This window comes from Reinekea sp. G2M2-21 (assembly GCF_015687175.1).
Taxonomy (GTDB): Bacteria; Pseudomonadota; Gammaproteobacteria; order Pseudomonadales; family Natronospirillaceae; genus Reinekea.
This window is the reverse complement of record NZ_JADPQG010000002.1, coordinates 534,689-548,298: the sequence shown is the minus strand read 5'-3', so window position 1 is coordinate 548,298 and position 13,610 is coordinate 534,689. Positions and strand designations below refer to the sequence as shown.

Annotated in this window: 1 protein-coding gene (cut by a window edge); it reads right to left on the bottom strand. The window is 49.0% G+C overall.

Translation table 11 applies throughout. The features are described 5' to 3' along the window. Positions 1–13,610, bottom strand: partial view of an Ig-like domain-containing protein gene (locus tag IYN85_RS25890; protein WP_304627154.1) — the beginning only. Its footprint begins 23,665 nt before the window's first position; only the first 13,610 of its 37,275 coding nucleotides appear in the window; the start codon lies at positions 13,608–13,610; the stop codon falls past the left edge of the window.

Sequence of the window (13,610 nt, the reverse complement as noted above, 5' to 3'; positions counted from 1 at the left end):
ATAATTTTCAACAAATCATCAGGGTTAAATATACGATCTTGACGAGACGTATAGGTACTGGCGTCGACATTCATGACGATCACACCCGCGCTATCGGCAGCGGCAAACAGATAAGTATTCGTCGAATCCAATTCAATATCGTGAATTTTCGTCTTAGTCTGAATGACACCTTGCTGAGGCTGAATATAGCGGTAAGCCTGTGTCAATTTTCCTTGTTGGCCATCCGAGAAAGCAACAGAAATGTCGACTAAGCCGATCAGCCCAGCCGGTGCGATTGCCTCAATCGTTGTCTCATCGAGTACACGATATGACGTTGCTGGACGAGTACCGAAAAGAATTTGCATTTGTTCGTCGGCATGGAAGCCTTCACCTTTTATGGAAACGGTGTTCCCACCATTCAGTGAACCTTGCTCTGGAGTTACTGTTTGCAATACCAGTGGTTCGACAAATTGAATGGCACCTAACCGTTCAGCCCGACCGCTGGTCGAGTCTTCGACTGTCAGTTTTGCCAAACCAGGAACAGTCCCCTGCAACGACAATGCATACGTCGCAATATCGCCTTCATTGCCGACAAATACAGACGAGACCGGCATTTCAGCAACATAGAAGGCAGGCGTTGTTGTATTGCGAACCCGTACATTGACTGTACCACCAGTAACCAGGACGGCGGCGGGCTCAACAGCGACAATTTCGACAGGCGCAATTATCCCGTTGCCCGTGGAAAATTCCCATTGATAGTCCTGTAATCCTTGTGTTCGACGGCTACCGGATGTGCTGGTCAATTCAACCCGGTATTCGCTGTTCGCCGAGAGACCATCGTTGACGCTGATGTTGATTTCTCGTTTGTCGTCGCCTGCATACGAAGCCGTACTATTCAGAACAATACCGGCTTCACTGCCGTCCACTTCAACGACTTTAATAAAACTGTCTAGTGCAGAGTCTAAAACGGAGACCGGCGTCGAGAAAGTAACGGAGATTTCACTATCCGTAGAAACTTTTTGTGCATTGCGAAGCGGTTGAGTCGCGATAACATCCGACACCAGTGTATCCGTGATCGTGAGACGCATTTGTGTAGGCTTGGCTTTGAAAATATCCGCCATAACAATAAGGCCGTCGTCCGTGAGTAATAACGGAGCGTTATGCGCTCGACCATTCGGGTTATAAAATTGGACCGCCTCTCCAACGGTTAGCGCGTCCAATAAAACAGGCTGTTCTGGTGAACTGAAATCAATGAGCGACAAATACCCAGATGATGTGCCTTTCGAAATGCCGTTGCCAATGTCAAATCGCACTGCAACGGAAGACGTCGCATCTAAATTGTCTGTATTTCCCGGTACTTCAAAACCATTGCTGTTGTATTGTCCGTTTTCGACAATGTATTCAGCAGGCAGCCATTCATGACTGCTCATGGTATCGTCCAGTCGACTATTTATAACGAGGTCACTGGCTTGAGGAGACGCAACACCGGTGGCTCTACCGGCAACATTTTTTGTTGCCAATAGAGGAAGCCCTGGACGCGCCAAATCGAACACCAATACGACAGAACCAGAAGTGGCGTATAAGTAATCACCTCGAACATCCAGGGATGATATTTTTAACGTAACCTGCTCACCATTGATCGTTTTCTGAAGTACTCGGTTTACCAATACCGGTTTGGTTGGATCTGCCAGGCTGTAAACAAGCAATCCACCATTCACTTCAGCTGCTACGAGTACGTCGCCACTGGTTACAGCAGATGAAATTTCCTTGTCAGTCGGCAGCGGTACTTCAAACAGAATACTTCGATCAAGGCTTTCACCTTCGGGTAATGGCTCCAGCGAATCTATACGGTCAAAGACATGCAGCCAGGTTCGATTATCATGAATCGGGTCAATATAATTAAACTGATAGCCTCGGCTGAACACATACAAGGCTTCTTGGCCGAGGGTCATCGCACTCGGGCGCGTGTCTTTGGGTAAATCGTAGTAGCCCAAGCGATGCATCGGGGCGGCGTTAATAATATCATCACGGTCATAGTGCACGACGCTGATCCAACCGGGATAATAAGTTTCTTTCACATTTAAGTAGTCCGTCACCCTAGCCGGACTCACAATATGAGTTGGTTTCTCTGACCATCCATTTTCAGGGCGGCCTAAAACATAAATCAGATTCAAGTCTGCATCCGATGCGAGGTCAACAATGCCGCCCGGTGGTAAACGTACTGGATTCAGAACCTCTAAAACATCAACATTAGCGACTTCGGTTTCGAGTACGCGGTTCACATCCAAGCGCCCGTAAAACAGAGCTTTAGGCTTCAAATAAGTACGACCTAGACCATCAACGATTTCAACATCCACAAAACCACGATAGCCATTAGCACCATCAAATGTGGGGGCGACCCAAAACAGTTTCTCCGCGCTGTACAATGTCAGGCGATCGCCATCAACCGTAAACTCCTGTGTTGTCTCCGGTTGACCGTGCTTCCAAGCCCGTAATTTCATGTCCGGCTGAAAACCAAGACCGATGACAGACAGACGATCGTTTTGCCCCAGTTGAGCTGCAGAGACAACCGCCGGCTCTATAAAGTCCAGCCGCAATTGATTCACATAAGTAAACCCGCCAATCACTTCGTCATACACGTTATCGACGTTGTAGACACGCACACTGGCTGGACCAGGGTAATTTGGTGTGGTTTGCGCGACGATCTGTTGATTACCATCGTCTAAGGTGCTGATTTGTTCAATGACCAAAGTTTGGCCACCCAACACTAATGTTGGGCTGTCTGAAAAATCGGTTCCGGTAATCACCAATTCAGTACCGCCCTCGACACCGCCACTGGCAGAACAGAAACCGTCAGCCTCATATCTCTGTTTGGCACAGATTGAAAGAATATTCGGAGCTGCTAACTGGCTGTCCGCGGTGACAAAATAACTGTCAACATCTGCGCTGAGAACATCACCCGCTTGCGGCTGCAAACCTGCTAAAACGGATATGACATATTTCTGATTTTGATTGAGTCGCGAACCTTCTTTTAGCGTCAATTCGATAATATGACGCTGCACAATGCTTTCTGTTGTCACGCGGAAATTTATATCGAATAACTCGGTCACCTCGAGACCAAACAACCGACTGCCTTCGAACACACTGATATATTGGTCGGCTGTTTGGGATACATGCACAGGGTCAGACAGTTCGATAACAATCGGCTCCGGTGTCACACTGATTTGATCAGCGCCATCAGCAGGTGTAATGGCCAGTACATTTAACTCCGTAAACTCAATGGCTTTTATACCACCTTTACCAGCAGCTACCTGCAATTGACCGCGGGCTAATGAAAAGCCACGAGCACCAAGATTATCAATAGAAGAGTGACGCTCCACCATTACGGGTTTGGTTGCATCAATGCGTATGTCATTCAGTCGAGCAAGGTCAACAACCTCGATAACAGATTGCGCCGGCTTGTCAGCCTGATCCGAATACATAACGGAAACAAAGGCTTTGTTGCCAGTTACCTCAACATCATAAACACCATCACTAACCAAATCGGGGCGCGCGGGTCTCAGCTCTATGACTTGACTCAAGCGTGGTTGATACGGGTTACTTACGTCAACGGCATTTAATTGCGATACACGACCTTCGCCGGACAGATCACTGACATATAATGTATCACCCTGAAGGAAAAGCCGGTTGGCAATCCCGAGAGTATCCAGAGTGGCAACAATCGGCATGGCAGGATCTGAAATATCGGCGACTACGACGCCCTGGTAACTGGCGGCAATATAAGCGAATTGTCCATCGACGATGACATCGCGGGCATAACCCGCTGGCTTTATATACCCAACGTGATAAGGGCTGTTAAAGTTCTGTATATCGATAACCTGAACCCCACCGTGACCGTTCGCGACGAACACCAAGTTATCTTTTCGATCTAAACCAAGTACAGTTTCGTAAGGTAAATCAACTCGTCCAATCAGCGCCGTGGCTAAGCCAAAATCAGCGTCTCCATTACGATGACCAAATATTAATAATTCAGAATCTTTATTATCATAATACAAATTGCCCGAACCTTCCTGAGCAGAGCCATTTGTCCAATTGCTCTTAATACTTGTTTCGAAAGCACTGACAAATAGCGGCTTCGAAGGTTCTAAACTCAAATCTGGATTCTCACGTACGGCAGATTTCCCCGCTACAATGACATTGGCATCCGCTTTAAACTCACCTATGGTGCCTGCGAAAATTTCCTGGGCGCCACTGAGCAAATCGGAATAGGAGAAGAAATCACCGTTACCTGCAGATTGTTGCTCATCGACCGAATCTAAAATACTGAGACCGGTATATTGGGCCTTCAATAAAGATTCCCCGAAATACAGTTCTTCGAGCAATAGGGGATCTTGCGTATTCCAAATGCCGAACATGGCACCCTTGCGGTCGGCCGCCAGGTACTGGTCAACTGCGCTGAAATAAACTTCTTTAGCAGAGTTCCAGCCTTGCAAAGTATTTGCCGGGGCAACGTAACGCGCTTCCGAAAATGGCAGACCTACTTCATGTAACGTGACGTCTGTAACTGTATGTTCTTGCGTTGCAACCGTGGTCACTACTCGAACCCGTTCGCGCCCGTCATTGGTACGACGTAACACGAGTCCGGATGAAATGGATCCAGAATAAACGTAAAAGTGATTTTCAACATCGGACTGTGGTAGATCCGAGTCTTCCGCAGCTTCAAAACGCGCTAACTCAACTTCAACCCGATCCTTTTCCAGCCATTGACCGTTAGCCCCAAGTGATTCGCGAATCCACGTTTGAGTGACGCTGTCGATAACACCGATATCCCGGATACCGTAATAAATATCGATCGGTTCACCTGCGGTTAAAATTTCAAAAGGCAGCGGGTAGATGGGTTCTAATTGAGGTACGACGGTATCTCGTACTCGACCAATCAACACCGTTTCAGATTTCGCTTGATGACCTAAAACATCATAAGCAACCGCTTGCACATAAAAACCATCTACCCCTTGAGGTGCCGGAATAATTGCGCGATAGATATGATCCTGCAGATAGCCACCAGCAACGTCGCTATAACTCGACCAAGCCGTATAAAGCGGTTGGTTATTGACATAAAAGACCACTCGGTCAACGCCATCTGGACCTAAGTCGTCAAAAACCTCGGCATATATTTCGATGTCCTGACCATCAATGACGACCGATTCATCGGTCGCTGGTTTCACGATACTGACCAATGGAGCCACGTCTTCGACAATGGTGAGCGATCGCATCAGGGAATTATTCGATTCATAACCATCCATATCGGTCGCTGTCGCAGAGAACGATACAACCTCACCGACTTTCCCTGCGGGCACGGTAAAGTCAAAGGCAAACGGCGCAGCACCGTCCACACCAACCGAGACGTATTCCGATTCAAGTCCAACTGCTTTAAACAGCTGAACAGAGTCAACACCCACTTCAGGGTCATTGGCAGCAACCGTGACGCGTATCTTACGGCCTTCTGTTATTTCGGTAATACCGCCCATACTATTGCCACGAGCGTTCAGTATTTGAATAGCAGTGACTTCCGGCCTCGCGTTGCGAACTAATTTAGCCGGTCGGCTCATCGCCGTGGCATTCCCCACTCCGTCAATGGCGACCACTCGGAATTCCAATGCGACCTGCTCTGGGGCTTGGGTTTGCTCATTCCAATATTCAGCGATCGTTTTCACAGGTATTTTGCCCGCATAGGGCGGAGACAATAACACTTGTGACGCAACCGCTTCGTTATCGTCAAAGCTGCCATCGCCATTTCTATCTGCGAACAATGTCGCGCGGACACTGTTAACCGAAACGTTATCGGAAATATTCAGGCGATACGGTAAAAATCCCTTTTCAACAACAGTAGTACCCTGGGTGTATGGCTGTTCAATGATCACTTCTGGCGCGACGGTATCGGCCAGAACATCCAGTAATACGGTATTGACTGCAGCCACGGTCCTTGCCGTGCCAGTGTAGCGGGTCTCGGTTACATGAGCGGTTAAGGTTATTTGCTTTCCTGCCTGGCCATACGGTATCGGTAACAGCATTTCGTAAGGCGCGACCATATCGGTCAGGGTTTTAGGACCAGAGATCAGCCCCTCAACAAGGACTGACACACTGCTTACCGCAACGTCGTCGACGGCGGTTAATTGAACCAGTACATACTCTCCCTCCGTCACCACATCGCCAGAAACTGGCAGACCAAAGGCAACGATGGGGGGCTCATCTTTGACAATAGCAATGGTTCTTGGAGGTTCCGTCGTGCGGTGCAATGAATCTCCTGTACGGTCACCGTAGGTATCCAATGCTGTCGCTGAAATGGTCACAGTATTCTGCGCCAGGTCTGTTTCATTAAATGCGGGTACCGGAACTTCAAACTGCCAAGGCGGTTGACGCAACATACGGGTATAAGCCGGGTCACCATTGCCGTAAGTCGCTGTAAGTTCTAATTCAACGATTCCGACGTCATCAAAGCCGATAACATTGACATACATTGGGGTTTGTTCAACAACCTGACTGTTGATCAGCGGCTCGACAATATCGATAACGGGAGGTTCATCTCTGCGAATATTGAAAAATGACTCCGTTTCTATTTTGTTACCCCAAGCATCTTCAGCTTCGAGCTTAATAAACAAGGCCGCCAGTTCTATGTTGTTCTCCTGCAGGTCCAGGGCAGCGGCAACAGCGGCAAAAGTTGGTGTATTGACTTTCTGGTAAAACACCGGTGTTTCGACCTGGCTTGTGGTTAGCAGATCAAAGTCTTTAGGGTCGATGTTGGTTTTAGCTTGCAGCAAACTGTAATCGGACAAAGTGTAGACTGATTGACCAATGGTTTGAGCGGCAACGGCGACCGACAAACGGATGTTCTTAACCGAGGTGTTGTCAAATCCCTGGAAAGACAATGTGAAATCCGATCCCTCAACAGGACCGTAAGATGCCTGCGGTGTTAACAGATACACTTCCGGATTAGTATCATCGGGCATTAAGCTGATGCTGACCGTATCGACGGTTCGAACATTGTCAGAATCTTCAATGCTCGATTCCACCACCAGGTTCTGCTTGTCGTTAGTCAACCCACCATCGAAACGCGCAACAAAACTATATACACGCGCGTACAGGCTGTTTGATCGCCCCCAGTCATCCGCCATTTCAGGACCGTAGATCTGTTCTATCCGGTCATAAAGTTGGTCGAACGCCAAACTGACTTCCGTTGCTTGTTGTTGATCTAGTTCGTTAATTGGAACCTGACGCATCTGGGAAACAACCGCTCGTTGCCCGTCTATACGGAAGTTTAAATCCGCAGACGACAAGAGACGGTCATCGGTGACGGCGACCATCGCGCGTACATAATGTGAACCGGCAACAATGAGTTGATTGTCCGCCGGTGACATAATTTCAATCTGTGGAGCCATGTTCGTCAGCGGATGAACCAAAAAGCTACGTTTACTCACGTGGCCATAAAAATCTTCGACAACCCACTCGTATTCAGTGACATCAGGCTCATCAAATTTGATATTTGCAGTGAGTTTGTCTTTCAGTGTGATGGTCGAGCCACAATCGCGTGCCCATTCACGCTCAAACAAAGTGGCGCCAACGTATGCACCCTCTATGTTCTTTTTGAACAACCGCGCACTCTTCAATGACTCGTCGTCGAAAACGGCTATCTCGTGTTCGAAATTTTCGCCATAGCGTACCCAGAACTCAGCATAATTAACCCGGGATGGATCCGTGTAATTTTTCTGCCAACTGTTATTCACCAAATAGGAACGAAAGGCTTTCGCCTGGATTTCGGGCGCCTGATTGGGTTCCATCGGGAATTGCCAGTTGTTCGTCGTCAGTGACCCGGTTGTATCCGCTACCGTTACATCAAAACTGAACGTTGGTTGTGTCCAGTTGAGCGGTACGTCGACGGTATACGTCATTTGACCTGGTTCAAACAACGCACCATTTTGGTGGAGAAGCCCTTCAGGCGTGGTGACCCGCAATGCGTCAATAACACCAGAATTATCGGCCAGAGCGACATCGAGCTTCAGCCGCTGACCCGCAACCAAAGGTACGCCATTTTCTGGTGAGTTTATCGTCATGGAAGGAGATTCGTTGTCTTCCTGTACGACAAAAGACGCTAACGGCGTCGCCAATTCAGCATTTTGTTGCCAAGTAAAGCGGTCAAACGCGGCGCCATACACATTCAGTTGTTGATGTTGTGACTTAGGTACATACCAGGCAAGCGCGAAATCACGTGTTAACGTCATCGCAATTTCGTTTACCGGTTGCGTGACAAAATGCTGCTCACCATTCAATGACATTTGCCACAACAACTGACTGCGCCCTGTGAGAGAAAATGCGTTGGCATCTTTCTTATAAGGCTGCAACCGCAACATGTTGTTTACCTGATAACGTAAGCCAGGTAACCAACTAGGTAGACCCGATATGAAGCGCACTGACACTTCGGTCACCGCATTGTCATGGTTTCCAGCCAGGTCCAGTACACCGTCACTAACATTAACGAGCTCCGTCTGTGTTTCGTAACCACAATCGCCCACAAACCGACGCGTTACTTCGTACTGAAACGCAGCGGGTGCGCCGTCAGTCTGTTCTATTTTTAGCGCCGTCGGCATGCTGCTGCGGCTGCCATACAGGCGGACGTTGCCATCTGTGGCTGAGAGCAGAGGTTTGCCTAAACTGGTTTTAATGACAATATTTTCGCTCGCCTGAGCAAAAGAAACATACGGCAACCTATCGTCATCGTCCGCGACCGTCGCTGTCCAACCTGATAACGACGCCTGACTGGTGGCAAACACCAGCCCCTCTAAACCAACTGGTGAGCCGCTATAATCGTCACTTAAACGTAAATGAGTTTTCAGGATCGAGCCCTGAACAACATCGTTAGGCAGGGAGTCTATTAACTGAATCTGCGCTGGCAGGTCCGGTTTTACCGTGACCTGCACAACTTCCTGGTGGGTATTGCCTGCTATATCGCTCGCGTCAATAACAAAGACAAATCGTTGCTCTTCAGTGATGTCGCCAATAAAATCAAGTGTTGGCATAGGTATACGCCCAAAGACGTTTACCGATGCCTCGTTCACATTGGTTTCGCCTCCAACATCAATACTGTTGCCTTGGTACTCTATCCTTACGTTGTAGGAGTCAACCGCAAAATTGTCTGAGATTAGCAAGGATGCTGTAAGTGGTGTTTGCTCAATTTCGAATCGTTTCAGATTCTTGAAGGTAATTTCAGGCGCTTGCTCATCCGCCAGAACTGTCAACGGAATCGCAGCAGACTGAGTCGTGTTTATGCCCTTGTCTGCAACTTCAAAATACAACGAAACCGTCTGACCTGCGTGTGTGTTGATAAACGACTTAGGCAATTTAACGGAGCCATTTATATCACTGAAAAACCGACTGCTGACGGCAATTCCACCCAGCGTTCCTTTGTTGGGGACTTCAATGGTTTCAATGCGGTCATTTTTAACGAGTAACCCAAAAGGTAGTGAATATTCCACCTCATTTGCGTCAACAATATACGCACGCAACGTATCAATGCGCTTGTCATCACTCGCTTGACCGACAAAGGTAAAGCTCTGGCCAGGTAACAGAGAAAACGCAGACTCCGGTTTCTGCATGGCGAGGACCGGTGGCTCTTGGTCGTCCACTATTTCAATATCAACTGGCAACCAAGTCGTTTGGTTCGCGGTATCGGTAATAGCAAGTTGAATTTGTAAGCCTGCCGTTTTTGTTGGCGTGACGAGCGAAAATGCCAGATAGTCGCCATTGTCTTGGGCATTGTTCAGGGCGTGTACTGCCGCAGATTCACGTAACAGCTCACCACTATCATCACTGACCACCAAATCGACCGATCGAACGCCAAAGTCATCGTTCACCAAAGCGTTTATCGTAAAGTCTTCCCCTTCATAGTAGCGGGCACCAGATACTGGAGTTCTAATAGCGCCGGTCGGGAACTGATCTGCAATGTAGGTTCCTGTAACGATGGTTTCGTTAGTTTGTGCCCAGATATCCGTTGTTCTTACCGTGAAAGACCACTGACCATTCTGTTCGCTCAACGTACGAGCAGAGAAGTTCACATCTGTCGATTTTTCGCCATTAAAGGTTCGTTGACCGAGTAAGGTGCCATCGGCATCCAGAACTGTGACCTGCGCCAAGCCCGTTTCATCGATCATGCGAACTTGGATATCGGTTTGAGCTTGCGTAATTAATTCACTACCGGAAAGAGGCGCCAAAACACCGACCGAAGGTGGTTTCGTGTCTGGCAAAATTGAGATGTTATGATTTGCTAACAACGAGGTTACAGCAAAATTATCTACCGCCGATATCTCTACCCGGAGTTGGGTTGCAAGGTTATCCAGGTTCAGTGCCGCAAGGTCCAGCGAGACACTTTCTGCAATAAGAGGTCGCGGTACAAAGTCTGACTTGCTTGCAAACGTCTGTTGCGTTAACAGACTGTCATTACCGTCATACCAGGTAACCGTAACATCGGCGACGGCAATGTCGTCTTTCGCGACCACATTCAAATTTACCGTATCGTTAACAAAGTAACTGGCCTTGTCGGTATCCACTAGCGTGACAACTGGGATCTGGTTTGCAACAACAGCCACGTATACTTTCACGGTGGACGCGTTCCCGACGTTGTCAAAAGCCGTCAAAGTCACCGGGTAGCTCAGGTAAGGTAAGCCTTCTTCCGTTTTCTGAGTCCAGTCCTCAATGGTTTGATTGTCCGGCAGTGTGAAAGCGGGCGCGGACACTCGCAATAAGGCGGAATAGGCATTCAAAGCACCAGGGATTTCCTGCACGGTTATCTGGTCTGCACCCAAAACATCAGCGCTGTTGCCCGTAAGTACCAGACGGCCGTTAACCTTGGCCAGACCCGTGGCCTCTATCCGTGTCGTTGCGACATTGTCGAAACCGGCTACCTTCAGAACGAAATCTCGTTTCTCAACAACGTCTGCGCGTTCGCCATCGGCATGAGTGCCGGAAATATACGGAGACGCCCAATTAATCACGGGCGGTTCATAGTCTGGCCCGATAGAAACACTGACGGTCTGACTCTCGGCCCGTTGGCCTGCGGTATCAACCGCGACAGCTTTCATGGTAACCGTTTGCGCTTGAGTCAGGTTGGCAGGCGTTTCGTAAACAAACGAATAAGGGGACACTTTGTCAGTACCGACGAGATTGTCATTGACATAAAACTCGACGGACGACACACCTAAGTCGTCAACCGCGCTGGCACGCAATTCAGCCGTCAGACCAGAAATGAGCGCTTCACCTTCAATAGGGGCGGTTAGCGCCACGGTAGGAAGCTGATCCCCCATGACCGAAACCCGAACATCTTCAGTGTTCGCGGTTCTTCCATGGTAATCGGTTGCGCGCACGCTGAGCCGAAGGCTTTTACCCAAATACTCAGGGGTGATTGGGAATTCAAACCGAGCGGTTGTCGACATGACATCACGCGTCGCGAGCTGTTTGTCGGTACGATCCACACTGACATTTTTACTGCTGACTACGGAGCCATCAACAACCAACCGCACCGTAACGCCGTTATCCAACGTGTCGTCCACAATATCAGCCAACACCACCAGCGTTTGACCGACAACCAGACTTTGCCCGGTCACTGGTTCGCGCAGCGAAACTTTCGGTTCACCATTGGCCACGACTTTAACCAAGCGGCCACCGGCATCGGCCACTGATCCATTACGCCCAAAAACTTGGGTGTTAATAGCGAGCGAGGTTTCATTCAGACTGGTTTCTGCAACAGGTATGTCCGCACGCCACAGTTCGAAAAGATATTCACCACTGTTAATCGTACGAATTTCATAGGCTGGAAAACGCACAGTGGCCTTTCTGTCACCATCCAGGAAATACTCTACGCGTTCAACATCGCTGGTTGCTGGTGATTTAACAGACCCGAGATTCTTCTCGACCAACGCGACTAACTCAGTGCCACCCACAACAACTTGGGCAGGCATCGGGAGTTTCCATTCGTAACTGGCTTGTGGCGGTGCCGAACGGTACTGAGCCAGAACTGCTGCGGGTGCTGTCGTGACACTGTGCGCCGCACTGTCAGTGACCTTTGCGTATATATTCAACTGTTGACCCGCCAAGCTTTCCGCAATCGGCAAGTCTAATTGATAGGGCGACTGAGAAACCCGGCCGACCGATTGGCCATTTACAAAAAAGACGACGTCAGCAATGCCAACATCGTCTTGTGCGTCGACGACAATGGACAGGTTTTCACCAACATTAACCGTGGGTGGCAGCTTCATGATTGCCGTTGGGACGGCGTCATCAGCGGTCAATGTAAAGGAGCCTGTCAGCCCCTGACTGGTCAATTCTGCCTGAACAACCAGGTTATTGGTTGTACTTAAGGCTTGCTTGGCAAGAATTTTCCCGTCGTTAATCTCGACAATGTCTTTTGCCCAATCTGGTAGTGTGTATTCGATCGACTGATCTTCACCCAACACCACTGTCGAACCATCATCAAAAGTCACCTGCCAAGCCGTCAGGTCGTAATACTCGTTAAGCGATTCCAGATGCTGGTTCGATTCAAGCGGAGACAATGACGTCAGTACTTTGGAATAGTCGACAGTTACGGGGACGTTCACAGGAGGGAAGCCTGAGTAAGTGACGACAACATTTACCGGTGCACTCGTCTCCTGTCGAGGGTAGATAACACCTTCATTAGTCACCAAAAGCGCACTACTGTTTTCCGAACGGTAAGTCAGGCCGGAGGTTTGGCTGTTCAGACGAACTTCACCGCGAAACTCAAAATCCACAATCGTGGTGATTCGACGACGCTCTAATGCATTGGTCAGAACGATTTCACTGGGTTCAACCCGAACACCCAGAACGTTCTCCTGAACATCACTGCCCGTGAATGCAATTCGGTTAAAGCTCGCTACATTGCCAGAGGCATCAATCGCCTGAACGTCCATCAGAACGATACCATCGCGCTGAATTTCGGTCGCAGACAGCGCATCCTTCACCGGGACACGGACAACAAAATGCGTTTGTGTATCGGCCATTGGCGTCACAGTCACATAGCCGTTCGAATCGACAAAGGCGCTGCGTGCCGCAACATCAACAACGCCACCGGCATTGGACAGATCCGATGCTCGCAGACCAAGCAATTCAGCTTTGACAAGGCTGATATCGACATCGTCCGACGCGAATAGGTGCAGCTCTAACCACTGGTCTTGCGACGTACCAGAGATGGCGACTGAATCAAATTCTAAAGTGGGTCTATTCGTGTCTGCGACGAAGGTTTCACTGTGATTAACCACTGAACCCTGAATATCCGTCACCGATACCGAAGGAGAAAACCGCTGCTCTGCGGATAACAACACGTCGAATTCACAACGGCGCCCGGTGTCTAACGAACGAATTGCGCCGGATAACTCAAGCGACTGAGAATTTACCTTAATGTCCGCTATTTGCGGGCAATCCTCAACAGAGACGCGATAGCGCACATCTTGAAGGGTATCGGTGATGACTTGGTTTGCACGGATATCGATTTGACCAATCGAAAACGCAGCGGAAGAGAGGAGAGAAGCGCCTAAAAAGGCAACGGACACAGCCGCTTTTTTAAATTCCAT